The sequence below is a fragment of the Streptomyces sp. NPDC050485 genome, from assembly GCF_044458185.1.
Lineage (GTDB): Bacteria > Actinomycetota > Actinomycetes > Streptomycetales > Streptomycetaceae > Streptomyces.
The window spans coordinates 45,739-71,642 of the sequence record NZ_JBITHR010000004.1 but is presented as its reverse complement, the minus strand read 5'-3'; the positions used below and the strand labels follow the sequence as shown (position 1 = coordinate 71,642).

The 25,904-nt window shown below is 72.1% G+C and carries 23 protein-coding genes; 12 read left to right on the top strand and 11 right to left on the bottom strand.

Annotated elements, in window-relative coordinates:
- Positions 1–63: 63 nt before the first annotated feature.
- From ACIBK6_RS09590 to ACIBK6_RS09580, 3 genes are all read right to left on the bottom strand, one after another.
- The gene (locus tag ACIBK6_RS09590) at positions 64–450 is read right to left on the bottom strand and encodes a hypothetical protein (RefSeq protein ID WP_399050301.1); all 387 of its coding nucleotides are present in this window, start codon (positions 448–450) and stop codon (positions 64–66) included.
- Between the two features lie 52 nt (positions 451–502).
- Complete coding sequence (locus tag ACIBK6_RS09585; protein WP_399050300.1) at positions 503–1,387, bottom strand: C40 family peptidase; 885 nt, start codon at positions 1,385–1,387, stop codon at positions 503–505.
- 193 nt (positions 1,388–1,580) lie between these two features.
- The gene (locus ACIBK6_RS09580) at positions 1,581–5,345 is read right to left on the bottom strand and encodes a helix-turn-helix domain-containing protein (RefSeq protein WP_399050298.1); all 3,765 of its coding nucleotides are present in this window, start codon (positions 5,343–5,345) and stop codon (positions 1,581–1,583) included.
- A gap of 398 nt (positions 5,346–5,743) precedes the next feature.
- Between ACIBK6_RS09580 and ACIBK6_RS09575 the strand changes: the two genes are divergently transcribed.
- The gene (locus ACIBK6_RS09575) at positions 5,744–7,519 is read left to right on the top strand and encodes a M4 family metallopeptidase (RefSeq protein ID WP_399050297.1); all 1,776 of its coding nucleotides are present in this window, start codon (positions 5,744–5,746) and stop codon (positions 7,517–7,519) included.
- Positions 7,520–7,577: 58 nt separating this feature from the next.
- On the opposite strand, the gene ACIBK6_RS09570 is transcribed toward ACIBK6_RS09575, so the two are convergent.
- From ACIBK6_RS09570 to ACIBK6_RS09560, 3 genes are all read right to left on the bottom strand, one after another.
- Positions 7,578–8,483, bottom strand: coding sequence for a hypothetical protein (locus ACIBK6_RS09570; protein ID WP_399050296.1), 906 nt, complete (start codon positions 8,481–8,483; stop codon positions 7,578–7,580).
- A 101-nt stretch (positions 8,484–8,584) separates the two neighbouring features.
- Complete coding sequence (locus ACIBK6_RS09565; protein ID WP_399050295.1) at positions 8,585–9,208, bottom strand: TetR/AcrR family transcriptional regulator; 624 nt, start codon at positions 9,206–9,208, stop codon at positions 8,585–8,587.
- A 301-nt stretch (positions 9,209–9,509) separates the two neighbouring features.
- Positions 9,510–10,832: a serine hydrolase domain-containing protein gene (locus tag ACIBK6_RS09560; RefSeq protein WP_399050293.1), complete on the bottom strand. Its 1,323-nt coding sequence runs from the start codon at positions 10,830–10,832 to the stop codon at positions 9,510–9,512.
- A 229-nt stretch (positions 10,833–11,061) separates the two neighbouring features.
- Here ACIBK6_RS09560 and ACIBK6_RS09555 point away from each other — a divergent pair, with 229 nt between their 5' ends.
- Positions 11,062–13,617, top strand: coding sequence for a Helicase associated domain protein (locus tag ACIBK6_RS09555; protein WP_399050291.1), 2,556 nt, complete (start codon positions 11,062–11,064; stop codon positions 13,615–13,617).
- 9 nt (positions 13,618–13,626) lie between these two features.
- On the opposite strand, the gene ACIBK6_RS09550 is transcribed toward ACIBK6_RS09555, so the two are convergent.
- Positions 13,627–14,046: a DUF1348 family protein gene (locus tag ACIBK6_RS09550; protein WP_399050290.1), complete on the bottom strand. Its 420-nt coding sequence runs from the start codon at positions 14,044–14,046 to the stop codon at positions 13,627–13,629.
- Between the two features lie 128 nt (positions 14,047–14,174).
- Between ACIBK6_RS09550 and ACIBK6_RS09545 the strand changes: the two genes are divergently transcribed.
- The 3 genes from ACIBK6_RS09545 (at position 14,175) to ACIBK6_RS09535 (ending at position 16,588) form a co-directional block, all read left to right on the top strand.
- Entirely contained in the window at positions 14,175–14,735 is a 561-nt protein-coding gene (locus ACIBK6_RS09545; RefSeq protein WP_399050289.1) for a TetR/AcrR family transcriptional regulator, read from the top strand.
- Between the two features lie 146 nt (positions 14,736–14,881).
- The gene (locus ACIBK6_RS09540) at positions 14,882–15,088 is read left to right on the top strand and encodes a hypothetical protein (RefSeq protein ID WP_399050287.1); all 207 of its coding nucleotides are present in this window, start codon (positions 14,882–14,884) and stop codon (positions 15,086–15,088) included.
- 138 nt (positions 15,089–15,226) lie between these two features.
- Positions 15,227–16,588, top strand: a complete 1,362-nt coding sequence (locus ACIBK6_RS09535) for an MFS transporter (protein ID WP_399050286.1) — start codon at positions 15,227–15,229, stop codon at positions 16,586–16,588.
- On the opposite strand, the gene ACIBK6_RS09530 is transcribed toward ACIBK6_RS09535, so the two are convergent.
- The gene (locus ACIBK6_RS09530) at positions 16,537–16,953 is read right to left on the bottom strand and encodes an organic hydroperoxide resistance protein (protein WP_399050284.1); all 417 of its coding nucleotides are present in this window, start codon (positions 16,951–16,953) and stop codon (positions 16,537–16,539) included. The genes ACIBK6_RS09535 and ACIBK6_RS09530 overlap by 52 nt on opposite strands.
- Before the next feature lie 135 nt (positions 16,954–17,088).
- Here ACIBK6_RS09530 and ACIBK6_RS09525 point away from each other — a divergent pair, with 135 nt between their 5' ends.
- The 6 genes from ACIBK6_RS09525 (at position 17,089) to ACIBK6_RS09500 (ending at position 20,669) form a co-directional block, all read left to right on the top strand.
- Entirely contained in the window at positions 17,089–17,604 is a 516-nt protein-coding gene (locus ACIBK6_RS09525) for a MarR family winged helix-turn-helix transcriptional regulator (protein WP_399050283.1), read from the top strand.
- Between the two features lie 84 nt (positions 17,605–17,688).
- Positions 17,689–18,429 carry an SDR family NAD(P)-dependent oxidoreductase gene (locus tag ACIBK6_RS09520; protein WP_399050282.1) on the top strand — a complete coding sequence of 247 codons (741 nt, stop codon included), beginning with the start codon at positions 17,689–17,691 and terminating at the stop codon, positions 18,427–18,429.
- Positions 18,430–18,507: 78 nt separating this feature from the next.
- Positions 18,508–18,948, top strand: a complete 441-nt coding sequence (locus ACIBK6_RS09515; protein ID WP_399050280.1) for a hypothetical protein — start codon at positions 18,508–18,510, stop codon at positions 18,946–18,948.
- A gap of 80 nt (positions 18,949–19,028) precedes the next feature.
- Complete coding sequence (locus ACIBK6_RS09510; RefSeq protein WP_399050278.1) at positions 19,029–19,511, top strand: hypothetical protein; 483 nt, start codon at positions 19,029–19,031, stop codon at positions 19,509–19,511.
- Positions 19,512–19,614: 103 nt separating this feature from the next.
- On the top strand, positions 19,615–20,001 hold the full coding sequence (locus ACIBK6_RS09505) for a PPOX class F420-dependent oxidoreductase (RefSeq protein WP_399050277.1): 387 nt from the start codon (positions 19,615–19,617) through the stop codon (positions 19,999–20,001).
- Between the two features lie 155 nt (positions 20,002–20,156).
- Complete coding sequence (locus tag ACIBK6_RS09500; RefSeq protein WP_399050276.1) at positions 20,157–20,669, top strand: hypothetical protein; 513 nt, start codon at positions 20,157–20,159, stop codon at positions 20,667–20,669.
- A gap of 97 nt (positions 20,670–20,766) precedes the next feature.
- Here the strand turns inward: ACIBK6_RS09500 and ACIBK6_RS09495 are convergent, their stop codons facing one another.
- Positions 20,767–21,990, bottom strand: coding sequence for a trans-sulfuration enzyme family protein (locus ACIBK6_RS09495; protein ID WP_399050274.1), 1,224 nt, complete (start codon positions 21,988–21,990; stop codon positions 20,767–20,769).
- A 59-nt stretch (positions 21,991–22,049) separates the two neighbouring features.
- Between ACIBK6_RS09495 and ACIBK6_RS09490 the strand changes: the two genes are divergently transcribed.
- Positions 22,050–22,523 carry an Lrp/AsnC family transcriptional regulator gene (locus tag ACIBK6_RS09490; RefSeq protein ID WP_399050273.1) on the top strand — a complete coding sequence of 158 codons (474 nt, stop codon included), beginning with the start codon at positions 22,050–22,052 and terminating at the stop codon, positions 22,521–22,523.
- A 248-nt stretch (positions 22,524–22,771) separates the two neighbouring features.
- Here ACIBK6_RS09490 and ACIBK6_RS09485 read toward each other — a convergent pair whose 3' ends face one another.
- Positions 22,772–24,355 carry a GMC family oxidoreductase gene (locus ACIBK6_RS09485; protein WP_399050271.1) on the bottom strand — a complete coding sequence of 528 codons (1,584 nt, stop codon included), beginning with the start codon at positions 24,353–24,355 and terminating at the stop codon, positions 22,772–22,774.
- Positions 24,336–25,877, bottom strand: a complete 1,542-nt coding sequence (locus tag ACIBK6_RS09480; RefSeq protein WP_399050269.1) for an APC family permease — start codon at positions 25,875–25,877, stop codon at positions 24,336–24,338. The genes ACIBK6_RS09485 and ACIBK6_RS09480 overlap by 20 nt, the downstream gene beginning before the upstream one ends.
- Positions 25,878–25,904: the final 27 nt, after the last annotated feature.

Here is a 25,904-nt window from a genome sequence, read left to right as displayed (position 1 = left end):
GTTCGACGGGCGGCCCGGTCCTCAGAAGCCCGCCGTCACAGGGCTCTCACCTCGGCGCCGCGATCAGCACTCGCGAAGGCCGGGGGCCGGGTCCTGGCCGGTGCTCACGTCGACGGCCGGGACGTTGCCCCAGGCGCCGTTGTCGAGCTCGGTCCAGTACCAGATGTCGTTGCCGCCCGGGTGCGGGTCGCCGTGGCCCCAGCACTGGAACCAGCTGAACGTGCCGTTCAGGGTGCCGCGGGTCGCCGAACGGTAGGAGCGGTCGGCGTAGCCCTTCGCGCCTGCCTTGTTGCCGCAGTACAGCCGTCCGTCCGAGCGGACGCCGCACTCGGCGGCGGGCTTCGCGGGCTTGGCGGGCGCGGCGACGGCGGCGGGCAGCCCGGCCGCGGTCAGGCCCGCCGTCAGTGCGGTCGCGGAGACGAACAGGGCGATCTTCTTGCGTACGTTCACTGCGAACTCCTCGTCGATGTGCGGTACTTGGTACGTAGTCGGTGTGCGGTGCTCAGGCGCAGGTGGGGACGCCGTCCAGCCAGGCGGGGCCCTGGATGTAGATGTTGGTGATCCAGGCCTTGTAGTCGGGCAGGTAGGACCAGGCGTCGTTGCGGTAGCCGTCGGCCTCGACGAGCTGGGCGTGCTTCTGGCAGCTGATCTTCACTCGGGTCGGCCCGGCGAACTTGTTGACGCGGGCGCTCGTCGTGGACGGCTCGGCGTGCGTCCACACGTCGGTGCCCCAGGTGTTGAAGTTGCCGTCCTGGTTCGACCCGGCGCCGATGCGCACCGCGCCGTTGTAGTCGCCCCCGAGCCGGACGTCGCTGACCATCACATGGGTGCCGGACTGGCGGGCCTCGACCATCTTGCCCGCGCCCAGGTAGACGGCGATGTGGTGGATGCCGTTGTCGCCGCCCCAGGCCATCAGGTCGCCGGGCAGCAGCGGCCCGGTGCCCTGGGCGGCGCTGAAGCGGGCGGTGACGTGTGAGGAGTAGTACTGGCTGTTGGCGTTGCCGGCCAGGATGTCCCCTCCGGCCGCCTGGGCGTAGGCGTAGCGGACCAGGCCCGAGCAGTCGAAGCCGAGGCGCTCCGGGTCGTGGTTGCTGGCCGGGTCGGTGGGGTCCACCTCGCCGTAGGTCGCGCCGGGCTGCGGCCCGTGTCCGCCGCCCCACGTGTACCAGATGCCGAGCTGGGAGCAGGCCGCCCGGACCGCCGCTTCGGCGGTGGCGGAGGCGCCGGGCGCGAGCACGTCGCACCCTCCGGCGGCTGCGGCCCGAGTCGTCCCGGCGGTCAACTGGGGTGAGGCTGCCGAGAGTTGGGCGGTGGGCACGATGGCGCAGGCCGCGATGATGCCCGCGGCGGCGAAGGTGCGCCTCGCTCTGGCAAGGGTGTGCTGCATGTCCGTTTCCCCGTTTCGTGGTCCGTGTGCCGGGCGGCTGCCCGGCAGCTCGCCGGATGGTCCCCGCGGAAGGGGACGGCCGGCTGCGGTGCTTCGAGACTGTTCCGCGTCGAGGGCCGCTGTCGAGGAGTCAGGCGTCGCCTGTGCCGTCGGGAAACGGGAAACACCCGGGGAAACAGCCTGGCTCAGCAGGTCAGTCGGTCGCTGGGCACAGCGGTCTGTAGGGCAGGTCGGGCAGCAGGCGGGCCCAGCGTTCGGGTCCGGTGTCGCCCAGGAGGCGGCACACCTGGGCCTGTTGCCGGGGTACGTCGGTGCTCCACAGCCGCACGGTTCCGTCGTTGCTGCTGCTCGCCAGCGTGCCGGGCAGGCCGGGGTCGAAGGCGACGCCCCACACGGCGCCGGTGTGTCCGCTCAGGGTGGCGATCTGTTCGGCGCGGGCGGGGTTCCACAGTTTGACGCTCTGGTCGCTGCCGCTGCTCGCGAGGACCGTGCCGTCCGGGCTGTAGGCGACCGCGCGGACCGAGCCGCTGTGTCCGGCGAGGGTGCCGGCTGCCGCGAGGTGCGCGAGGTCCCACAGGCGGACGGTGCCGTCGTTGCCGCCGCTGGCCAGGGTGCGCCCGTCGGGGGCGAACGCGACGGAGCGTACCGAGCCGGTGTGGCCGCGCAGCACGGCGCGCGCTCCGCGGCCGGGGTCGTCCACGTCCCACAGACGGACCGTCAGATCGTCGCTGCCGGTGGCCAGGGTGCGGCCGTCCGGGCTGAACGCGACGGCGTTGACGAAATCCTCGTGGCCGCGGAGCGTGGCGTGCGGCCGGTGGGTGGCGACGTTCCAGAGGGTGACGGTCTTGTCGGCGCTGGCGGAGGCGAGCAGGCGGCCGTCGGGCGAGAAGGCGACCGCGAACACCGAACCGTCGTGTCCGGTGAGGGTCGCCTCGGGCCGGCCGGTCGCCGCGTCCCAGAGTCTGACGGTGCGGTCGGCGCCCGCGGAGGCGACGAGGCGCCCGTCGGGCGAGAAGGCGACGGCGAACACCGAACCGTCGTGTCCGGTGAGGGTGGTGCGCAGCCGGTGGTGGGCCAGGTCCCAGAGACGGACGGTGCGGTCGGCCTCGGCCGAGGCCAGCACGCTGCCGTCCGGTGAGAACGCCGACTGCCACGCCTCGGTGAACGGGCGGGCGGTGAGCGCCGAGCGGCCCGGGTCCCACAGCACCACGGACTGGTCGAATCCGGCGGTGGCCAGCCGTTCGTCGGGTCCTGCGGCGACGGCGAGGACGTAGTCGGTGTGGCCGGACAGGGTGGCTACCACTCTGCGGTTGTCGGCGTCCCACAGTTTGACCGTGCCGTCGCCGCTGGCGCTGATGACGGTGTCGCCGGTGCGGGTGAAGGCCACGGCGTTCACGTCGTCGCTGTGTCCGGTGAGGACGCTGCGCGTGGTGCCGTCGGGCAGGTTCCACAGGCGGACGGTGCGGTCCGCGCCGCCGGATGCGAGGGTGTGGCCGTCGGGGCTGAAGGCCACACCCAGCACCTGGTCGCTGTGGCCGGTGAGGACGAGCGGCGGCTGACTGCCCGTCACATCCCATACGCGTACGGTGCGGTCGGCGGCCGCCGAGGCGACGCTGTGCCCGTCGGGGCTGAAGGCGACCGCCATCACCGCGTCGCTGTGCCCGGTGAGGACCGCGCGCGAGGTGTTCTCGGGCAGGTTCCACAGCCGTACGGTGTGGTCGACGCCGCCGGATACCAGGGTGTGGCCGTCGGGGCTGAACGCCACGGAGCGCACGGCTCCTTGGTGGCCGGGCAGGGTCGCGGTCATGCGGTGGGTGGTGGCGTCCCAGAGCCGGACCGTTCCGTCGTCGCCCGCCGTCGCCAGGCGCGTGCCGTCGGTGGTGTAGGCGACCGCGGTGACCGCTCCGGTGTGGCCGGTCAGGGTGGCGGCCACCTGGCGGGTCCCGGTGTCCCACAGCCGTACGGTCCCGTCCGAGCTGGCCGAGGCGAGGGTCTTGCCGTCGGGGCTGAACGCCACCGAGTTGACCGGCCCCGAGTGCCCGCGCAGCCGTCCGTCGAAGTACTGCGCCTGCGTGCTGAGCAGGGCGCCGCGCGCCTGCGGGGTGCGGTCGGTGCGGTAGGCGTCGGCGGCAAGCAGCATGGAGGCCTCCGGCTGGCCCGCGGCCAGCGCCCCGGACCGCACGGCCATGGCCTGCGACTGGGCGGTGCGGCTCTGGTCCAGGGCCCGGGAGCGCTGCTGGAAGGCGAGTGCCCCGGCCGACAGCGCGACGGCGAGGAGTCCCGCGAGGGTGCCGAGCAGGGCGCGGCGGATCCGCCGCTGGCGCCGTGCCACGCGCTGCCCGCGCCCCTCCTCGGCCTCGCAGGCCGCGATGAACTCCCTTTCGACTGGCCCGAGTTGGGCGCGGTCGGAGGCCTGCTCGGACCAGTCGCGGACGGCGGCGAGCCGGGTGCCGCGGTAGAGCAGGCTCGGGTCGCGTCCGCCGCGTACCCACTCCGTACCGGCGTCGGAGACCTGCTGGCGCATGACGAGGCCGGCCAGGTCCGCGTCGATCCACCCGCGCAGCCGGGGCCAGGCGTGCAGCAGGGCTTCGTGGGTGATCTCCACGGACTCGCTGCCCGCGGTGACCAGCCGGGCGCGCACGAACGCGTCGAGGGCCCGGGCACCCGACTCGGGTTCGGTCAACTGGCGTATCAGCAGGGTGCGTTCGACGGGTTTGCGGGTCTGCGCGGTGTCGTCGGCGACATGGACGAGGCGGACGAGGAGCTGGCGGGCCGCGAGTTGTTCCGCCGCGTCGAGGCGGGCGTGGACGGATTCGGCGGTGCGGGCGACCGCGCCGTGGATGCCGCCGGTCGTCTCGTAGCCCGCCACGGTCAGGGTCCGGCTGGTGCGCTGCTGCCAGGTGACGAGCAGGGCGTGGGCGAGGAGGGGCAGCGAGCCCGCGGAGGCGGCCGAGTCGGTTCCGAGATCCCTCAACAGCAGTTCCACCAGGCCGGGTTCGAGGCTGAGCCCGGCGCGTTCGGCGGGTCCCGTGATGGCCTGGCGCAGTTGCGTGCCGGACATCGGGCCGAGCGCGAACAGGCCGTGGGTGAAGACTTCCACGAGGTGCGGGTGGTCGAGGCAGCGGCCGCAGAAGTCGGCGCGCAGGCCGACCACGACGGCGGTGCGGGCCGTACCGCCCGGAGTGTCGCGCGCGGTGGCGAGGGTGTGCAGCACGGCGACGAAGTCGCGGCGCTCGCGCTCGTCCTCGCACAGGGTGAAGGTCTCCTCGAACTGGTCGACCAGGAGCACGAGTCCGGGTCCGCGGCCGTGCGCCGCCGAAGCGTCGAGCAGGGCTCCGGGCCGGGCGGCCAGCGCCTCGGGGGTGATCTCCGCACCCGCCGCGCCGAGCACGTCCGCGGCGCAGCGCAGGAGTTCCTTGAGCGGATGTGCGGTCGGCGTGCACACGACGACCGGCCACTGGTCGGAGCCGGGTACGGGCAGCGCGCCGCGGCGCAGCGCGGGCAGCAGTCCGGCCTGTAGGAGCGAGGACTTCCCGGCGCCCGACGGGGCGACCACGGCCAGCGGTCCGCGGCCGACGCGTTCGGCGAGCCGCCCGGTCAGCTCGGCCGTGGCGCTCTCGCGGCCGTAGAACCACTCGGCGTCGTGCGGCCCGTAGGCGGCGAGGCCCCGGTAGGGGCAGACGGCCGTCTCGGCGGGACCGCCGTGCCCGGTGCGCGCCGAGGGGATGCCGGTCTGTTTCGGTACGAGGCGTACGAGTGCGCCGTCGGCGCCGAGCACGTCGTCGCAGCGCCGGGCGACGTCGAGGGTGGGCGGTTTGCTGCCGTTCTCGATCTTGCTGAGGTAGCCCTTGCTGTAGTGGATCGAGCGGGCCAGTCCGGTGAGGGACATCTTGCGCAGGCCTCGCAGGCGCCGCAGCTCCGCAGCGAATCCGTCGGCCGTTTCGTTGTCCGTTGACACGGGGCCTACCTTTCCGTGACGGACGTGACGTACGCCGGAAAAGGATGAACTTCGTCCCGTTCCGGTCCGCAACAGGTGTACGAGGCGGGCCGCTTGGGCGGGTACGGGCGCCGCGGCCGGCCGTCGCGCGGGATCCGCGCGGGCGAGGCAACCTTCCGGCCCGGTCTCGCATCTGCCCTGGTGCGAGGGGAGTTGGACACCTTCCGGCCATCCGCGCCGGGGGCATTTGTTAAATCTGGGTTCCGAAGGCACAGAACTCGATCATCACTATTTACATGTCCATGCCAGGCATAGCAGGGTTTCAGGCGGGACCACACGGTCCCCGCGGTGCTCAACAGCACCGTGCGTACGGGTGGTTGTTGAGCCGACCGCCCCCGCACCTGTAAGGACCCTCCACCGTGCGTACACCCCACATACGCAGCCTCGCGATATCCCTGGCCGTCACCACGGCCATCACCATCACCGCGGGGGGCGGGGCCACGGCCTTCGCCGCCCCGGGGGCCACCGCCCCCGCCGCGAACGTCGCTTTCCAGCCGGTCGTGAACGCCGCCCGCACCGCGGCCCTGGCCCACTCCTCGGCCACCGGCGTCGGCAAGGACGACACGCTGAGCGCCACCGATGTACTGATCGACGCGGACGGCAAGCAGCACGTCCGGTTCGTCCGCTCGCACCGCGGCCTCCCGGTCCTCGGCGGCGACCTCGTCGTCCACCTGGACGCCAGATCCGGCTACCTGGGTGTGACCCGGGCGCTGCGCCACCAGGTCGAGGTCCCCACCACCAGTGCCAAGCTGACGGCCGGACAGGCCCAGGCGAAGGCCGCCGCCACCGCCAAGGGCAGCGCGGGCGCGGCCCAACTCGTTGTCGACGCCCGCGCCGGGCGCTCGGCGCTCGCGTACCGGATCCAGGTGACGGACAGCGCCGCCGCCGAGTCCGGCGCCCGCACCGTGGTCGTCGACGCGGCCACCGGCAGCGTGCTGAGCAACACCCCGGCCAACGACGCGTTCCTGTCGCCCGGTGTCCAGGACAAGCTCCGCAAGAGCGGGCAGAAGCTCAGCCCCGCGCTCGGGACGGCCTCGCCCGCTCCGTTCGCCTCCTCCGCCGCGTCCGGCTTCCCCGCGCCGGCCACCGGCACCGGTTCCTCCCTGTTCGTCGGCAGCGTGCACCTGACCACCACGCAGACGGCGAAGAGCGCCTTCACGCTCAAGGACCCGGGCCGCGGCGACACCGAGACGCGGGACGCCGGAAACAAGGAACTCCAGCAGTTCACCGACGGCAAGGCGTTCACCAGCACCACCAACCGCTGGGGCACCGGCTCGGCGAGCAACCGCGCCACGGCCGCCGTCGACGCGCAGTACGGGATCACCAGCACCCTCGACTTCTACAAGAAGACCCTGGGCCGCAACGGGATCAAGAACGACGGGGCGGGCGCCCACGCCCTGGTGCACTTCGGGAGCAAGGTCGGCAACGCCTTCTGGTCCTCGGACTGCGGCTGCATGCTCTACGGCGACGGTGACGGGAAGACCTTCGCGCAGCCCCTCGTCGTCCTCGACGTCACCGGCCACGAGCTCACCCACGGCGTGGTGGACGCGACCGCGAACCTCCAGCCGACCCGCGTCGACGCCAACGACAACCAGTTCGGCGAGCCCGGCGCGCTCAACGAGTCGCTGGCCGACATCTTCGGCACCGCGGTCGAGTTCGCGACGAACAACCCGAACAACCCGCCCAACTACCTGATGGGCGAGAAGCTCGGCCTTCAGCAGAAGTTCCTGCGCCGTCTCGACAAGCCGTCCCTCGACAAGCTGGAGGGCACGGTCGACTACTGGTCGAAGGCGTCGTACGACACCGAGGTGCACGCGGGTTCCGGCGTCTCCTCGCACGCCTACTACCTGCTCGCCGAGGGCAGCGGCAAGAAGACCATCAATGGTGTGGCCTACGACTCGCCGACGTTCGACGGCTCGACGGTGGCCGGCATCGGACGGGACAAGGCGACGGCGATCTTCTACCGGGCGCTCACCCGGTACATGGTCTCCACGACCGACTTCCACGACGCCAGGACCGCCACGCTGAGCGCCGCCGCCGATCTCTACGGCGCGAGCAGCACGGAGTACAAGACGGTGGACAAGGCCTGGGCCGCCGTCAACGTGACCACGGCCAACGCCCCGGCCCGCGGCTGATCCAGCGGTACGCTGCCGCCCCGCGCGATGCGGGGCGGCAGCGGCATGTGCGGCACGGTCACACAGCGGGCACCAGGGCGTCGAGCGGGGTCGCCACCACATCGCTGGTGGGACGCGACAGGTGCAGCGCCGTGTGGAAGTAGCCGCTGGACTCCTTGCCCTCGGGGTCGTTGCCGGTCGCGGTCACCGCGTCGACGGCGTAGCGCTGTTCGCGTGCGCTGGTGAAGCGGCGCTGCGGGAAGGTGGGCACGGCCTGCTCGGTGGCGAGGCCGAACGAGGCGAGGCACTCGGCGATCGCCCGGTAGGGGCTGGTGCGCAGCACGAACGCAGCGACCCACACCGGGCCGTTCGCCGCGGACAGCAGGGGCCTGAAGGTGCGGGCGGACAGGAAACTGGTGCCGCCCGTGACGGTGATCAGCCGGGCCTGGCGTACCGCTCGGCGCAGTTCGGGGCTGGGCGGCGCGGTCTCCAGGTTCTCGGCGAACCCCTGCGCGAGGAGGCCGACGGCACGCCCGTAGGCGACGGCGTTGGAGGCGATGTCGAGCCCGACCACGCGGACCGCGTCGGAGCGGCGCCGTGCGGTGAAGAACTCCCGGTCCCACTCGGCCAGTTCGGCCGTGCTCATCCCGGCGGCCTCGTGCGAGGTGTAGCGCGCATACAGCTCGTCCAGCGTGACGTCGTGGTTGAGCAGGGCGGCGTTGACGCCGTACGAGCAGCAGATGTCGAGCACCGTCATGGGCTCGGCGGTGCGGCCGCCCGTCCGCAGGGCGCGCCGCAGCCGCCTGAAGACGTGCTGGGCATGGCCGGGCGTCTGGTATTCGAGCGGGCCCAGCGCCCGGAAGTAGGCCCGGGGATCGGGCTGGTCGTAGGTGCGGTCGAACCGGGTCATGCCCCGTACGGCCGCCACCACCCCGGCCGCGCCGGCCGTGGCCGCTACCGGGCCGTTGTGCTGAGCGTCGGTCATGGTCCGTCCCCTCTCGCGCGACACCGCTTCCCGGCAGAGCATGGGCAGCGCGGCGGCCCTTGGGAACCCGGCCCGCTCGAATCAGGCCACCGTCAACTTCCCTACGGCATAGGCCAGTTGGAGGGGACTGGGTCCGGCTGGAGGGAGCGCCAGATGCGTTCGGGCAGGACCCGGGCGGCCTGGGCGAGGTCGATGTCGTACGTACTGGACAGCCAGCGGCGCGCGGTCTCGGCGACGGGACCGAGCAGCAGCACTTCGAGCAGCGGCTCGGGGAGGGGCGCGATCTCCCCGGCCTCCATGCGCGGCCCCAGCCACTGCGCGATCGGCCCCAGCTTGGCGACTTTGGCGGCGCGGATCTGGTCCGCGTGGGCGACGAGGTAGCCGGAGTAGGCGGAGGCGTGCAGGAAGAGCGCCGCCTCGGGACGTTCCTCGGTGAACCGCAGATAGGCATGCACGACGGCGCGGATGCCGGTGCGGGCGGTGCGGGTCCGGTGCAGCGCGGTGACCATCTCGTCGAACAGCTCCTCCATGCACCGGGTGTACAGCGCGGCGGCGAGGCCGTCGAAGCTGCCGAAGTGGTGGTAGAGGCTGCCGAGGCTCACTCCGCTGGCCTTGGTGACGGCGTGCACCGTGAACCCCTGCTGGCCCGATGCGGCGAACACCTGGAGCGCGGACGTCAGGAGGCGGTCGATCGTGGCCGCGCCACGCTGCTGCCTAGGCGACATGGCCCGGCGCCACCGGTACGGGACCCGGAAGGTGCCGCTGACCTGCGGTGCCCGCGGGGGCGCCCGACTTGGTGCTGTCCGTCATGGCGGTCAGGGTATCCCAGCCGCGAGTAGAACCTCATTCTAGAAAGGCACTCCACAGAATCCACCGCACCCATCACACTGGACACATGACCGGTCGCACCTCCTCCGGCCCGGCCGGGTCAGGGCCCCGTACCGGGAAATCCGTACGCACAACCGCAGTTGGGCGCCTGCGGTCGCGACCCTCGCGCCGACGGGCGGGGCACGGACCCGCGTGCGGTCAGTGGCGCGGGGCCGCCGCCTTGGCGAGGTCCGGGGCGAGGTCCTGGGCGAGCGGGTGCGGAGCGGCGGGGGCGGGCGGCTTGCCCGTGCCGCACAGCGCCTGCCCGTAGAACGCGTAGATCGCGGCGTCGATCGGACTGGGCTCGAACTTCCCGTCAGCACCGACTTTCTGATACTTCATCAAGTTGTAGGCGAGGGACATCTGGCGCTTGCCGTCGGGGCTGGACAGGACCGTCGTCCCCGCACCGAACACCGCTCCGTCGTGCCCCCAGAACCGCCCGCACCCCAGGTCGACGTTGAACACGCCGAGCCCGTAGTCCATCACCACCTTGCCCTTCTCGTCGCGGACCGGCACCGTGGTCTGCATCTGGCGCAGCTGCGCGGGGGCCAGCAGACGGCCGCCGAGGAGCTTGCGGTAGAAGTCGTCGAGGTCGGCGGTCGTGGAGACCAGCGCACCCGCCGTCCCGCCCCAGGACATGTCGTACACGCTGTAGTCGCGCGGCGGGTCGATCAGCCCGTAGAACGACTCGTACATCTTGCCGTGCGGTCCGTCGATGTACGGGGTGCGCGGGAAGTAAGTGTGGTGCAGCCCGGCCTTGTCGATGACCTCGCGGGTGATGTACGACTGCGGGTCCTCGCCGGTGACCTTGTGGAGCAGCAGCCCGGCGATGATGTAGTTGGTGTTGGAGTACGACCACTTCTCGCCGGGCTTGCCCGTCGGCGCGGCCTGGAGGCCCAGGCGGACCAGTTCCTGCGGCCGGAAGTGGTGGAAGCGGTTGTCGTCCAGACTCTGCGTGGACCCCTTGGCCAGCGAGGGGAACGCGCCCACGATGTAGTCGCCGATGCCGCTGGTGTGGTTGAGCAGCATCCGCACCGTGATCGTGCGGCCGCGCTCGCCGGGGACGACGTCGGGGAGGTATCGGCCGATCGGGGCGTCGAGGTCGATGCGGCCCTTGGCGACCTGCTGGAGCACGGCGACCGAGGCGAACGCCTTGGTGACGCTGCCCACGCGCTGCTGGAAGTCGGGCCGCATGGGGCGCCCGGTGGCGACGTCGGCGACGCCCGTGGCGCCCCGCCACTCGTCCTTGCCGTCCCTGACATCCGCGTACGCGCCGTACATGCCCGCCGCGTGGACCGCGTCGAGCGAGGCGCCGAGCGCCGCGCGGTCAAGCCCCGTCGCGGCATCGGCGGCCGCACCGAACGGCGAGGCGGCGGTGGGTGCGGCGTGCGCCGGAACCGCGGTCACCAGCAGAGCCAGCGCGAGGGTCGCGGTGGCTGAGGCGACGCGTGCGCGGCGACGGCCCGGGCGGGTTGACAGCATGGGATGTCCCTTCCGATGAGCGAACTGGCCATCAACTCTCGCAAGGGGCCCGGGTCCAACCATCCTCCCCGGGAACGATCTTCGTACCCGCCGCGCTGCACCGTACGGACGATCTGCTTCCGGCCGACGCGGCAGGCTTAATGTGTTCCTGCTGCGGGTGAGGCAGGAAGCGACGAGATGTGTTCCCGCTGCGGGTGAAGCAGGAAGCGACGAGGAACGGCGGGCGTACGTGATCAGGCTCCGTGAGCACCAGGTGGACGCGAAGACGCGGATCCTCGCCGAGTTCGGCTTCCCCGCGCGTACCGGGGTGCCGGAGCGGGAGGCCCGGGCCACCGTCGTGTCCGCGACGGGCAGCGGGAAGACGTACACCACCGCGTCGGCCGCGCTCGACATGTTCCCGCGCGGCCGGATCCTGGTGCTCGTGCCCACCCTCGACCTGCTGGTGCAGACCGCCCGAGCCTGGCGTGCGATCGGCCACCGCTCCCCCATGGTCGCGGTGTGCTCCCTGGAGAAGGACGACGTCCTGGAGGAGCTGGGCGTGCGGTGCACGACGAACCCCATCCAGCTCGCCCTGTGGGCCGGGAGGGGTCCGATCGTCGTGCTCGCCACCTACGCCTCGCTGGTGGAGCGGGACGACCCCGACGACCCGGCCGGCCGGGCGACGGTCCCCGGCCCCGTCGAACTGGCGCTGGCGGGCGGGGAGTTGATGTACGGGCAGCGGCTCGACCCGTTCGACCTCGCGGTCGTCGACGAGGCGCACCGCACCGCGGGCGACACCGGCCGGCCCTGGGCGGCGGTGCACGACCAGACCCGCATCCCGGCGGCCCGCCGGCTCTACCTCACGGCCACCCCGCGCATCCTCGCCGCGCCCCGGGCGCCGCGCGGGCGGGACGGGCGGGAGCTGGAGATCGCGAGCATGACCGCGGACTCGGCGACGTACGGTCGGCAGATCGTTCAGCTCGGGCTCGCGGAGGCGGTCGAACGCGGCATCCTGGCCGGTTTCGAGATCGACGTCCTGGAGATCCGCGACCCCGCGCCGCCGAGGCCGAGGGCCTCCGAGGACGCGCGGCGGGGCCGGCGCCTCGCGCTGCTCCAGACCGCGCTCCTGGAACACGCTGCGGCACATGATCTGCACACCGTGATGACGTTCCACCACCGGGTGGAGGAGGCGAAGGCCTTCGCCGCCAAACTCCCCGGCACAGCCGCCGAGTTGTACGCGAGCGAGGTCGGCAGGCGGGCGCTGCGGCGGGCCGCGCGGCTGCCCCCTTCGCAGGGCGAGCCGTACGACCTGGAGCCGCATCGCCACGTCCCGGCGGACCGGGTGTGGGCCGAGTGGCTGTGCGGGGACCATCTGGTGGCCGAACGGCGGGAAGTGCTGCGGCAGTTCGCGGACGGCACCGACGGCGCGGGCCGCCGCGTCGACCGGGCGTTCCTGGCGAGCGTACGGGTGCTCGGCGAGGGCGTGGACATCGTGGGCGCACGCGGTGTCGAGGCCATCTGCTTCGCCGACACGCGCGGCTCGCAGGTCGAGATCGTCCAGAACATCGGCCGCGCGCTGCGCCCCAACCCGGACGGCACCACCAAGACCGCCCGGATCCTCGTGCCCGTCTTCCTCGCCCCCGACGAGGACCCGGACGACATGATCGCCTCCGCCAGTTACGCGCCGCTGGTGGCGGTCCTGCAGGGGCTGCGCTCGCACGACGAACGGCTCGTGGAGCAGCTCGCCTCGCAGGCGCTCACCCGCCGGGCCGACAGCGGCCACCACGTCCACGTCCGCCGCGACAGCCGGGGCCGCATCATCGACGAGGAGGGTGAGAACGCGCTGCTGCGCTTCTCCACCCCGCGCGACCCGGCGACCATCGCCGCGTTCCTGCGCACCCGGGTCTACCGGCCCGAGTCGCTGGTCTGGCTCGAAGGTCTGGGCGCGCTGCGCCGCTGGCGCGCCGAACACGGCCACACCGGGCTCGTGTCCGTCCCGTACGACACCGAAGTCGCCCTGGGGGTCACTCAGTTCCCGCTCGGGCGGTGGATCGCGCAGCAGCGGCACGCACTCAGGACGGGCGAACTGGACGAGCACCGAAGGCTCCAGCTGGACGAGGCGGGGATGGTGTGGGAGCCCGGCGACGAGGCGTGGGAGAGCAAGCTCGCCGCGTTCCGCGCCTTCCACCGCGTCCACCACCATCTCGCGCCGCGGCAGGACGCGGTCTGGCTGGACGAGCCCGTCGGGCAGCACCTGGCCAATCTGCGCAGGAGGGGCGGGCTCGGCAAGGACCCCGACCGGGCCGGGCGCCGGGCGGCCCAGCTCGCCGCGATCGACCCCGACTGGAACTGCCCCTGGCCGCTGGACTGGCAGCGCCAGTACGCGGTGCTGCGCGACCTGGTGGCCGCCGACGGCGTCCTGCCCGACATCCGGCCCGGGGTGACGTTCGAGGGCGACGACCTGGGGCGCTGGGCGGAGCGTCAGCGTCAGGACTGGCGCGCGCTCACCGATGCGCAGCGCGGGAGGCTGTCCGCACTCGGCATCGGCCCCGCCGAGCCGCCCGCGCCCGAACCGCGAGGCGCCCAGGGCAAGGTGTCGGCGGCGTTCACCCGGGGTCTCGCGGCTCTCGGCCAGTACGTCCGGCGGGAGTCCGGCGCGGCCGTGCCGCGCGGGCACGAGGAGACGCTGCCGGACGGCACGGTGGTGAAGCTGGGCGTCTGGTACTCGAACACGAAGACCCGCCGGGCCAAGCTCACCCGCACCCAGCGCAGCGCGCTGGCCGAGCTGGGCGTCGACTGGGCGTAGCGGCCGGGTTCAGCGCAGGCGGCGGTCGGCCTCATCGATCGGCAGATCGTTGATGCTGGCCTCGCGGCGGCGCATCAGCCCGGCCGCGTCGAACTCCCACTGCTCATTGCCGTGGCTGCGCCACCACTGGCCCCGTACGTCGTGCCACTCGTAGGTGAAACGCACCGAGATGCGGTTTCCGGTGTACGCCCACAGCTCCTTGCGGAGCCGGTAGTCCAGCTCGCGCGCCCACTTCTCGGTGAGGAAGGCGCGGATCTCCGCGCGGCCGGTCAGGAACCGGTCGCGATTGCGCCAGACCGAGTCCTCGGTGTAGGCGAGCGCGACCCGCTCGGGGTCCCGGGAGTTCCAGGCGTCCTCGGCGGCCTGGACCTTGGCGCGGGCGGTCTCCTCGGTGAACGGGGGAACGGGCGGGCGTACGTCGGCGGTCACGGCGACTCCGATCGGAGAGGGGATCTGGAGGGAGATCTTGAGGGACGGAGATGGCGAGAACGTACGTTCTCGCCTCGGTATCCGTACCGTAGAGAACGCACGTTCTCCGCGCAAGCCATACTGGGGCCATGGATGACGACGAGGCGAGGGTCCGGCTGCTCGACGCGGCCGAGGCGCTCTTCTACAGGTACGGGGTGCAGGCGGTCGGGATGGATCGCATCCGCGCCGAGTCGGGGGTGCCGCTGAAGCGGCTGTACCGGGTCTTCCCGGCGAAGGAGGCCCTGGTCGCGGCGTATCTCGACCGCCGCGACCAACGCTGGACCGCCAGTCTGCGCGGGCACGTCGAGGCCGCGGGGGGCGAGCCGCGCGGACAGGTGCTCGCGGTCTTCGACTGGCTGGCCGAGTGGTTCACCGAGCCCGCCTTCCGGGGCTGCGCTTTCCTCAACGCCCTCGGGGAGCTCGGCGACACACCGGCCGCCGTGGACGCTGTCGTACGCCGCCACAAGGCGCGGCTGCGGGAGCTCCTGGGCACGCTGGCGGCGGCCGCGGGCGCGCCCGCCGGGCTGGGGGCCCAGCTGATGATCCTTGCCGAGGGGGCGACGGCGGTGGCGGCCCTCGACCCCGGCCCGGCCCCGGCCCGCCAGGCCCGCTCCATCGCCGAGACCCTCCTGGAGCAGGCCGTGCGGTGAGCGGGCGCCGGTCGCGCCTCGGGTCACCTTCGGCGGGTGCTCCGCATGCGTGGGCGGGGTACCGGTGGCAGTGTCGGAAGGCCGGGGCGTCCCGGCGTCCGCGGCCGCGCAGCCGGGCGCGGCCCGACACGGATGAGGAGCAGACAGTGCGCCACCGAATCGTTGCCGAGCGACTGCCCGACGGCAACATCCTCAAGGAATGGCACATGGCCCGCGGCGACGAGGAACAGGCCATGTGCGGACGCGACTTGGCCGAGAACGCGGAGGAACTCCCCGACGACGCCTGGGGCACGGACCGCGCCCGCCCCTTCTGCCACACCTGCGGCGCGCTGTACCTGCGCGAAGTCCCGTAAGAGCCGGTGTCCAACCGGCACCGGCCGGGCGGGGCCGCACCCCGGGGCACGGGCGGGAGTATGCCCGGTGGTCGCCGGGGACTCGTGTCCGGCGGGTCCGGTTTCGGGTGGCGGCGGCAGGAGGCAGTTCCATGAGCAGTGCGGCGCAGGGCCCCGGGCCGGGGCACCATCACCACCGCCGTACCGGCGAGGCTCGACCGGCTGCCCTGGTCGAGCTGGCACTGGATGATCGTGATCGGCCTCGGCACCGTCTGGATCCTGGACGGCCTCGAAGTCACCGTCGTCGGGAACATCGCGAGCCGCCTCTCGGAGCCCGGCAGCGGACTCGCCATCACCGACGCCCAGGTCACCGGCCTGGGCGCCGCGCTCTATGTGGCGGGGGCCTGCTCCGGGGCACTGTTCTTCGGCTGGCTGACCGACCGGTTCGGGCGCAAGAAGCTCTTCCTCATCACCCTCGCGGTCTATCTGGCCGCCACCGCGATGACCGCCCTGTCCTTCTCGGCGTGGTGGTTCTTCCTGTTCCGCTTCCTGACCGGGTTCGGTATCGGCGGCGAGTACGCGGCCATCAACTCCGCCATCGACGAACTGATCCCGAGCAGGTACCGCGGCCGGGTGGACCTCATCATCAACGGGAGTTACTGGCTCGGCGCGATGGGCGGGGCGCTGCTCTCCGTCGTGGCGCTCGACACCGGCATCTTCCCCAAGGACGTCGGCTGGCGGGTCACCTTCGCGCTCGGCGTGGTGCTCGGACTCGTCATCCTGTTCGTGCGGCGGCAGGTACCGGAGAGCCCGCGCTGGATGTTCATCCACGGCCGCGAGGAGGGCGCCGAGCAACTCCTGGACGACCTGGAGCGGCAGGTGGAGGAGGACACCGGCGAGCAACTGCCGCCGCCGGGACGGTCGATCACCATCGAGCAGCGCGAGAGCGTGGGCTTTGTGGAGATCGCCCGGACCCTGTTCCGTGCGTACCCCAAGCGCGCGGTACTGGGCTTCGCCCTCTTCGTCGGGCAGGCGTTCCTCTACAACGCGATCACGTTCGGGTTCAGCTCGATCCTGGTCAGGTTCTTCGCCGTGTCGAGCGGCGCCACCGGCTACTTCTTCGCCGTCATCGCCTTCGGCAACTTCCTGGGACCGCTGCTGCTCGGCAGGTTCTTCGACACCGTGGGCCGGCGCAAGATGATCGCCGGGACGTATGTGCTGTCGGGTGTCCTGCTCTTCGTCACCGCGTGGCTCTTCAGCCAGGGACGGCTCGGCGCGACCACGATGACGGCGTGCTGGTGCGTGGTGCTGTTCTTCGCCTCGGCGGGCGCCAGTTCCGCGTACCTGACCGTGACATCGCCGCCCCGCTGTCGGCCCGACCGGCCGGGGCGGGCGAGGCCGCGACCCCGCCGGCGGCACCGGCGGGGTGAACCCGCGCCAGGGGGTGTCCGTCACCCCGGACCGGACCGCTACTCGATGACGATCTCGAACGGGATGTTGCCGCGGGTCGCCTTGGAGTAGGGGCAGGCCGCGTGGGTCAGCTCGACCAGCTTCTCGCCGCTCTCGCCTTCGAGGTGCTCGGGGAGCTCGACGCGCATGACGACGCCGATGCCGAAGCCGCCGTCGGCCGGGTCCTTGCCGATGCCGACCTCGGCGGTCACCGAGACGTCCTTGATGTCGAGCTTCAACTGGCGGGCGACCTGGCCCATCGCGCTGGCGAAGCAGGCCGCGTATCCGGCGGCGAAGAGCTGCTCGGGGTTGGTGCCCTGGCCGTTGCCCCCGAGGGCCGGAGGGAAGGCGAGGGGCAGGTCGATCTGGCCGTCGGAGCTGACGGTGCGGCCTTCGCGGCCGTTGGCGGTCGCCACCGCGGTGTAGAGCGCGTCCATGGGATGGGTTCCTCTCGTGTCCGTCCGTACGGAGCCGGTGCGGATCCGTACGGGGAAGCCTCGGCTGCCCGAACACAACTGAAGCACACAATTAGATTGCACACAACTAAATGGCGCGCGTGTTAGCCTGGCCGCATGGTGACCACGCCCCCCGCCCGCCCGCCCGACGAGGACTACCTGCGGCTCGACCTCCAGCTCTGCTTCTCGCTGCACGCCGCCTCGCGCGCGTTCAACGGCGTCTACCGCACGCTGCTGAAGGATCTCGGGCTGACGTATCCCCAGTACCTGGTGATGCTGACGCTCTGGGAGCACGGCGAGCTGCCGGTCAAGAAGATCGGCGAGAAGCTGCGGCTCGACTCGGGCACGCTGTCGCCGCTGCTCAAGCGCCTCGAATCGGCGGGCTTCGTCGAGCGCCACCGCAGCCGGGCGGACGAGCGGTCCGTCACCATCCGCCTCACCGGACAGGGCACGGCGCTGCGCGAACGCGCGCTGGCCGTGCCGCACCGCATCGCGGAAGCCGTCAATCTCCCCCCGGACGACTTCCACACCCTTCGCGCCCTCCTCGCCACCCTGACCGAAGGACTGGACGCCGCACAGGCCCCGCTCGCGACGGCCGCCGACGACGAGGCGGTCTGCGCCGAGGGCATATGAGGGGCCCGTTCGCCGGCCTGCCGGTCGTGCGGTAGGACTTGCTGTCGTCAGCACGTACCAGCCAGCGAGCGCGGGAGGCAGCAGGTGTCACGTCCGGTCACCATCGTCACAGGCGGCAGTCGGGGAATCGGGGCGGCCACATGCGTCCGGCTGGCAGCCGACGGACACGACCTGGCCCTCGGGTACGTCAGCAACCACGCGGCCGCGCAGGAGGTCGCCGAAAAGGTGCGCGCGGCGGGAGCCCGGTGCGTCACCGTGCGGGCGGACACCTCCCAAGAGGCGGACGTGGAGCGGCTGTTCGACACCGTGTCGGCCGAACTCGGGCCGGTGAGCGGCCTGGTCAACAATGCCGGAGTGACCGGCCCGCTGGGCCGGCTCGCCGATGCCCGCACCGAGGACCTGCGGCGGGTGGTGGACGTGAACCTCCTCGGCTATCTGCTCTGCTGCCGGCGGGCCGCCCGCGACATGGCCGCGCTCGGCGGCGGCGCCATCGTCAACATCTCCTCCGCCGCGGCCACCCTCGGCAGCCCCGGGGACTATGTCCACTACGCCGCGTCCAAGGCGGCGACCGACGCCCTGACCATCGGTCTTTCCAAGGAGCTCGGCCAGGACCGCATCCGGGTCAACGCCGTCGCCCCCGGCCTCATCGACACCGACATGCACGCCACCATGGGCGACCCGGACCGCCCGGCGCGGGCGGCCGGCAGCATCCCGCTGGGCCGCCCCGGAGAGGCGTCCGAGATCGCCGCCGCCGTCGCGTGGCTGCTCTCGCCCGACGCCTCGTACACCACCGGCGCCGTCCTGCGGGTCTCCGGCGGCCGGTGAGCTCAACTACCGTACGGTTCATGGGGGTTCGGGCGATGAGACCCGGTGGCGGGTGAGCACGGCGGGAGGTGTCCGGTGATGACTGGACCGTTCGAGGCGGCCACGGGGGACGGGCCCGTTCCGCCCGGGGCGGGCCGGGATGCCGCCGTGCGCACCGCCTTCGAGGGGCTGCTGCACATCCGCCGCGTCATGGACGGCCCGGGCGCCTCGGGGCCGGCGCGGTGGGAACGGCTCCAGCCGGTGCGGGCCATCGCCCTCAGCCTGGAGGCCGCGGGGATCGAGGCGTCGGCCGTCGACGCCGAGGGCCGGCGCTGCGCGACCGGCTACCGCGTCAGCACCACCGACCGGGCCTCGGTCGCCCGCGTCGAATGGCTCGGGCCGCCCGGCAGCGGCGCCGAATACACGGCGAACGAGTCGCTCCAGCGCTGTGCCGGCGTACTGCGGCGGCTCGGGTGGCTGGCACTGGAGTACCGCGGACCGCGCCGTCACCACTACCTGGAGGTTGAACCGGCGGGGTGAGAACGGCCCGGTTCGCAAGCCTCCCCGTCCGGCGCTAGAGTGCGATGCCTGTTCGAAGGGCCGGGGACGATGGGGGAAGCGTGAGCGCGCAACTGCGGGACACCGCACGGGAGTTGGCCGGGCTGCTGTGGCGGGAGCACACCGTGTACCGGGAGCGGTCCGGCAGCGTGGTCATTCGCGGGGCGCACGTCGAACGCTGGATCAGCCTCTCCCCCACCGGCGGCCAGGACCAGGTGCTGCTTCGCGCGGGCCGCATCCTCGACGGTGGCACCACCGCACCGGCCCGCTCGGAGACGGTGGCCAGCCTCACCCTCGGCACGAGTGAACTCGCCACCGTCTGCCGCCGGTTGCTGGCCGACACCGCGGCGGGCGCGGCACCCCGGAGCACCGCGCGTCCGCGCAGACCGAAGAAGGCGAGCAGGCCGCGGCGGGCCCAGGCAGCGGGACGGCCCAGGGGGGCGGGCCGCACGGGACGGCACACCGGTCTCGGCTCCTGGGTGGTCATCCTCGGCCTCGTCGCCGTCGTCGCCCTGTACCTGCGCAATCTGGCCGGGACGTTCTGAGCGCGACCCGTTTCGCGGTGCGCGGTGTGCGGCGGGGCCACCAGTGACCAGTCACCTGCTACAAAGGGCCTTCCACCTCTCGTTTCGACCCAAGGACGGCCGCGTGAACGCCGATGTGCTGGACCGGCTCGGCGCCGGAAAGTACCTGCTGGTCACGACCTACAAGAAGGACGGCACCGCCGTGGCCACGCCGGTGTGGGTCGTGCGTGACGGCGACGCCCTCGCGATCTGGACGGTCGCCGACTCCTGGAAGGTCAAGCGCATCCGCAACCGGTCCGACGTGCTGGTGGGGCCCTGCGACGTGCGCGGCAACCCCACGGGCGAGCAGCGCCCCGCCACCGCCGTGATCTGCGACGCGGCGGCCACCGACGCGTGCCGCGCGCTGCTGCGCCGCAAGTACGGCGTGCTCGGCCGGCTCACCCTGCTCGGCAGCCGGCTGCGGCGCGGGACGAGCGGCACGGTGGCCGTCCGGATCACCCTGGCCGACTGAGGGCGGGGCGCGCACACCGTACCGGGTGAGCCAAGTCGACGGTGATGGGCGCGAGTCGGCGGGCGGGGTTGAAGAATCCCGAGTCGAGGGTCCGCGCCGGTCCCGGCTGGTAGCTTGACGGGTCCGGAAGACGCTTCGCAGGGGGACGATCAGCAGTGCACAGGTTCTTGCGTACCACCGGCCTCGCCTCCGTGGGGCTCGCCGCCGTCCTCCTCGCCTCGGGCTGCAGCAGCAGCGGCTCGGACAAGACGTCCGGCAAGGCGCCGGCTGCGTCAGGCGCGGGAACAGGAAGCAGTACGGCGGCCGGGACGCCCGCCGGAACGGGCCCGAGCGGATCGGGCTCCGCCGGAACGGCCGGCGTCAAGGACGGCAGCACCTCCGGCAGTGCGGCCGGTGCGGCCGGTGGTATCGACGGCGACTGGGTCGCCGTCACCCAGGGCAAGCCGGTCGCCCTCGTCATCAAGGGCAAGAACGCGTCCGTACTCGGCGAGCACCTGTGCAACGGCACGGCGAACAGCGCCGCCGATACGGCGACGCTGCACCTCACATGCCCGGACGGCAACACGAATCGCACCACGGGCACGGCCAGGCTGACCGGCGCCGAGCTGGTGGTCAGCTGGGACGGGTTCGGCAAGGACGAGTTCACCCGGAACAAGACGTCGCGTTGAGGCGGGACCAGCCCCGGGAAGACCGGCCCGACGCCTGATCGACACCGCGAACACCAGCCCCGCAAAGATCCGGCACCGCGAAGACCCGTCCGGCCGGTCAGGCGTCGGCGAACCGCGCCTGCGCGAACAGGCCCACCGGCTCAACTCCGTTCTGCCTGGCCCGAGTTGACCGGACCGGCTCGGCGTCACCGAGCGCCTGGTCCAGGTCGCGCCACAGGTCCTCGGCGTCCTCCAGGCCGACCGACATCCGCAGCAGCCGCTCGCTGACCCCGGCCGAGGCCCGGTCGTCCGCCGGCACGATGCGGTGGCTGATGGAGGCGGGGTGCTGGATGAGGCTGTCGACGCTGCCGAGGCTGACCGCCGGAGTGATCAGGCGCACCCGGGCGATCACCTCGTGCGGGTCGGTGAGCGACTCGAAGGCCACCATGGCGCCGCCCAGCTTCGGGTAGTGGACGCGCCGCACGCGGGGGTCGGCGGCGAGGCGCGCCGCGAGTGCGGCGGCGGTCGCCGACGCGGCGCGCACCCGCACCGGCAGGGTCGCGAGACCGCGCAGCAGCAGATATCCGGCGAGCGGGTGCAGGACGCCGCCCGTGGCGAAGCGGATCTGGCGCAGCCTGCGGGCGAAGGCCTCGTCGCAGGCGACGACGCCGCCCAGGACGTCCCCGTGCCCGCCGAGGTATTTGGTCGCGCTGTGCAGCACGAGGCGGGCTCCGCTGTGGGCCGGGCGTTGCAGGACCGGGGTGGCGAAGGTGTTGTCGACGAGCAGCGGCACCGTTCCGCACGCGTCCGCGAGCGCCGCCAGGTCCACTTCCGCCAGGGTCGGATTGGCCGGGCTCTCCACCATGACGAGGGCGGTGTCGGGGCGGATCGCGTCCGCGACGTCCGCCGGGTCGGCCCAGGTGACCTCGCTGCCGAGGAGCCCGGCGGTCAGCAGGTGGTCGCTGCACCCGTAGAGGGGGCGTACGGCGACGACGTGGCGCAGGCCGGTGGCGTGCTGGGCGAGCAGGACGGCGGACAGGGCCGCCATTCCGCTGGCGAAGGCGACGGCCGCCTCGGTGTCCTCCAGGCGGGCCAGCGCGGTCTCGAAGCGGGCGACGGTCGGGTTCCCGAGCCGGCCGTAGACCGGCGGGCCCTCGGGGGCCTCACCGGTGGCGGCGAAGGCGTCGATCCTGGCGGCCTCGGCCCTGCTGTCGTACGAGGGGTAGGTGGTGGACAGGTCGATGGGCGGGGCGTGCAGGCCGAGGGCTGCGAGGCCTTCGCGGCCCGCGTGCACGGCCAGGGTGTCCACGGAGCTGGCGGCGGTGGTGGTGTCGGCGTCCATGCGGCCACTGTGAACAGTCGCCGGGCCCCCGGAGCCGCACCCCGTGTTACGTTCGGGCCATGGCTGAATCCGTCGTACTGGACCCGGTGGATCTGCACATTCTGCGCCTTCTGCAGAACGACGCCCGCACGACCTACCGCGATCTCGCCGCCGAGGTCGGTGTGGCGCCCTCGACCTGCCTGGACCGGGTGGCGCGGCTGCGCCGCACCGGGGTGATCCTGGGTTATCAGCTGCGCGTCGATCCGGCGAAACTGGGCCGGGGGCTCCAGGCGCTGCTGTCCGTGCAGGTGCGTCCGCACCGGCGTGATCTGATCGGTCCGTTCGTGGAGCGGGTCAGGGCGCTGCCGGAGTCCCGGGCGCTGTTCCATCTGACCGGTCCCGACGACTATCTGGTGCATGTGACCGTCGCGGACACCGCGGATCTCCAGCGGCTCGTCCTGGACGAGTTCACCTCGCGGCCCGAGGTCGCCCGGGTGGAGACCCGGCTCATCTTCCAGCAGTGGGACTGCGGGCCGCTGCTTCCCCCGGCGTAGGCGCTCCGCTGGGGGTGCGGGTATTCGACTGCGGGCCGATGGGGGTCCCCCCTGCTCGAACGAGGTTGAGAGCTTGGGGGAGGCTGGTCGCTCCCCCAAGTTCTCGGCTCTGCTCGAACAGGGGGGACCCCCATCGCGGCGGAGCCGCACGGTGTCACAGCCCCGCGCCCCTTCAGGGCGCCTCCACACGCCCGCTTGGAACCGGTTCCAGGCCCCTCGGTCAGGGGCCCGGAACCGGCCGCCGGGAATCAGCGGGCGTCGGCCTTCAGCAGGTCGGCGCACTTCTCGCCGATCGCCATCGTGGTGATGCACGGGTTGACCGTCACCAGCTCCGGCATGACCGAGCCGTCGCAGACCCGCAGCCCGTCGATGCCCTTGACGCGCAGCCGGGCGTCCAGCGGTGCCATCGGGTCGTCGTCGGCGCCCATCTTCACCGTGCAGGCCGGGTGGTAGACGGTGTTGTGGGTCTTGCGGATGTAGTCGAGCAGTTCGTCGTCGGTCCGCACGTCCGGGCCAGGGGCCAGTTCGGCGCCCGCCCAGCCGCTCAGCGCGGGCTGCGCCGCGATCTCGCGGGCCAGCTTCAGGCCGTACGTCATGACCCGCTCGTCGTGCTCGTGCGTGAAGTAGCGGGGGTCGACCATCGGCTTGTCCCGGTAGTCGCGGGTGCGCAGGCGCACCGTTCCGCGCGACTTGGCCCGGGTCACGTTGGGGGTGAGGCAGAAGGCGTTCTCGGTGGTCGGGTAGCCGTACCGGGCGGTGTTCATGTCGAACGGCACCTGGCCGTAGTGGAACATCAAGTCCGGTCGCGCCAGGCCGGGTTCGGTGTCCGCGAAGATGCCGATCTCCCACCACTGCGTGGAGGCGGTCGTCATGGGCTGCTTGGCCTCCCACATGATGACGCCCTCGGGGTGGTCCTGGAGGTTCTCGCCGACGCCGGGGGCGTCCACGAGGACGTCCACGCCCACCTCGCGCAGATGGGCCGCCGGTCCGATGCCGGACAGCATGAGCAGCTTGGGGGTGTCGATCGAGCCGCAGGAGACGATGACCTCGCGCCGCGCGGTGACCGTGCGGGTGTGGATCAGGTCCGGGTCGAGGTACTCGGCGCCGGTGCAGCGGCGGTCGGCGTCGATCAGGAGCTTCTTGGCGCGGACTCCGGTGCGTACGACGAGGTTGGGGCGCTTGTCCATCACGGGGTGGAGGTAGGCCACCGAGGACGACTGGCGGATGTTGTTCTCGTCGGAGTTGATCTGGAACCAGTTGGCGCCCCGGATCACGGTCCTGCCGTCGTTGAACTGCGTGGTGGGGATGCCCTGTTGGGCACAGGCCTCAAGCAGGGCCGCGCCGCACGGGTCGGCCGACTTGACGTTGCGTATCTTGACCGGGCCGCTGCGGCCGTGGTGGTCGCCGGGGGCGTCGTTGGTCTCCAGGCGCCGGTAGAGCGGGAAGATGTCGGCGGCGCTCCAGCCCGAACAGCCCGCCGCTTCCCAGGCGTTGAGGTCCTCGGCGGGCGCCCAGAAGGCGATGCACGAGTTGTGCGAGGAGCAGCCGCCGAGCACCTTGGCGCGGGCGTGCCGCATGAAGCTGTTGCCGTGCGACTGCGGCTCGACGGGGTAGTCCCAGTCGTAGCCGGACTCCAGCAGGCCCATCCAGCGGTCGAGTTGGAGGACGTTGTCGTCGCCGACGTCGGAGGGTCCGGCCTCCAGGACGCACACCGTCACCGAGGGGTCCTCGCTGAGCCGGGCCGCGACCACGTTGCCCGCTGTGCCGCCGCCGACCACGACGTAGTCGAACTCCTCGGTGCGTACGGGGGATTCAGTGGGCTGTGTGGACATGGGGCTCCGACTCACTTTCGGTTTCCGTTGCGGCATGGCTCGCGAGCACCCCGGTGCGGTGGCGCTGGACGAACCAGTAGTAGGCGAAGCCGCCGAGCAGGACGGCCCCGACGAAGAGGAAGGCGCCCCAGCGCAGGTACCAGTGGTAGGGGGCGGTGGCGTTGTAGACCTCGGCGCGCGGCCAGGCGAGGTTGACGGTCATGAAGCCGCCCCACACCACGCCGACGATGTTCACCGGCAGGCCCCAGCGGCCGAGCGAGAACTTGCCGTCGCCGGCCGGGGTCCACTTGCCGCGCAGCCGGGCGATCAGCATCGGCCCGGTGACCAGCAGGTAGGCGACGTAGATCATGATGATGCCGATGCTGGTGACCACCGAGAAGATCTGCGGCTGGCGGATGTTCACCAGCAGGATCACCAGGGCGAGTACGCCGACGACGACGGCGGGCAGCACCGGAGTCTTGAAGCGCGGGCTGACCTTCGCCATCAGGGACGCGGCGGGCAGGTTGTTGTCCCGGGACATCGCGAACGCGAGGCGGATGGCGGCGGTGTGCACGGCGAGCGCGCACACGGTGACGGCGATCAGGACGCACCAGAGCATCAGCTTGCCGCCGGTGTCTCCCAGCACGTCGAGCACGACGTACTGGAGTCCGTCGGTGGTGATGCCCTTGCCGTCGAGGCTGCTGACGCTCATCAGCGCCAGGATCAGGATCAGGCCGCCAAGGACGAACGAGGCGACCAGCGCCCGCAGGATCGCGCGGGGCGCGTTGCGGGACGGGTCGACGGACTCCTCACCGAGGGAGGCGGCCGTGTCGAAGCCGTACATCACGTAGGCGGAGGCGAGCGCCGCGGTGAGGAAGGCGCCCATGTAGCCGAAGCTGCCGCCGCTGCCGTGGCCGTGGGTGTCGAGCACGACACTGGGGCCGCGCACCACGTGCACGGCGAACAGCACGATCAGGACGACGGTGGCGACGAGTTCGAGGAAGACGCCCGCCGTGTTGATGCGGGCCATCAGCTTGACGCCGAACGCGTTGACCAGGGTGGTGAACAGGATCAGCACCGCGGCGAGGATCACCGCGTTGGTGGCGACGTCGTAGGTGCCGGTGCCGTCGCCGACGATCTGGAACGCCTTCGAGATCTGCGGCAGCGTCGCCTGGTAGGCGAGGGCCACGGCGGCGATCGACACGATCGATGCGACCAGCATCATCCAGCCGGCCAGCCATCCGATGTGCGGGCCGCCGAGCTTCTTGGCCCAGTTGTAGACCGACCCTGCCACCGGGTAGCGGGCGGCGAGTTCGGCGAAGCACAGGGCGACCATCAGCTGGCCGACGAAGACGAGCGGCCAGGACCACCAGTAGGCGGGTCCGCCGAAGCCGAAGCCGAAGTAGAACAGCTGGAAGGTGCCGGTGAGGATCGAGATGTAGCTGATGCCGGCGGCGAAGGTGTGGAAGTTGCCGAGCGTGCGTTTGAGTTCGGGTCTGTAGCCGAACTCCCGGAGTTCGGCGTCATCTTTGGTCATGCTCATGACCAGACTCCAAGTAGGCAGGGAACA

Excerpts from the sequence above, each read along its gene's own strand:
- ACIBK6_RS09585 (WP_399050300.1), bottom strand. The coding sequence starts at position 1,387 with ATGCAGCACACCCTTGCCAGAGCGAGGCGCACCTTCGCCGCCGCGGGC.
- ACIBK6_RS09570 (WP_399050296.1), bottom strand. The coding sequence starts at position 8,483 with ATGACCGACGCTCAGCACAACGGCCCGGTAGCGGCCACGGCCGGCGCG.
- ACIBK6_RS09565 (WP_399050295.1), bottom strand. The coding sequence starts at position 9,208 with ATGTCGCCTAGGCAGCAGCGTGGCGCGGCCACGATCGACCGCCTCCTG.
- ACIBK6_RS09560 (WP_399050293.1), bottom strand. The coding sequence starts at position 10,832 with ATGCTGTCAACCCGCCCGGGCCGTCGCCGCGCACGCGTCGCCTCAGCC.
- ACIBK6_RS09545 (WP_399050289.1), top strand. The coding sequence starts at position 14,175 with ATGGATGACGACGAGGCGAGGGTCCGGCTGCTCGACGCGGCCGAGGCG.
- ACIBK6_RS09530 (WP_399050284.1), bottom strand. The coding sequence starts at position 16,953 with ATGGACGCGCTCTACACCGCGGTGGCGACCGCCAACGGCCGCGAAGGC.
- ACIBK6_RS09525 (WP_399050283.1), top strand. The coding sequence starts at position 17,089 with ATGGTGACCACGCCCCCCGCCCGCCCGCCCGACGAGGACTACCTGCGG.
- ACIBK6_RS09515 (WP_399050280.1), top strand. The coding sequence starts at position 18,508 with ATGACTGGACCGTTCGAGGCGGCCACGGGGGACGGGCCCGTTCCGCCC.
- ACIBK6_RS09495 (WP_399050274.1), bottom strand. The coding sequence starts at position 21,990 with ATGGACGCCGACACCACCACCGCCGCCAGCTCCGTGGACACCCTGGCC.
- ACIBK6_RS09490 (WP_399050273.1), top strand. The coding sequence starts at position 22,050 with ATGGCTGAATCCGTCGTACTGGACCCGGTGGATCTGCACATTCTGCGC.
- ACIBK6_RS09485 (WP_399050271.1), bottom strand. The coding sequence starts at position 24,355 with ATGTCCACACAGCCCACTGAATCCCCCGTACGCACCGAGGAGTTCGAC.
- ACIBK6_RS09480 (WP_399050269.1), bottom strand. The coding sequence starts at position 25,877 with ATGAGCATGACCAAAGATGACGCCGAACTCCGGGAGTTCGGCTACAGA.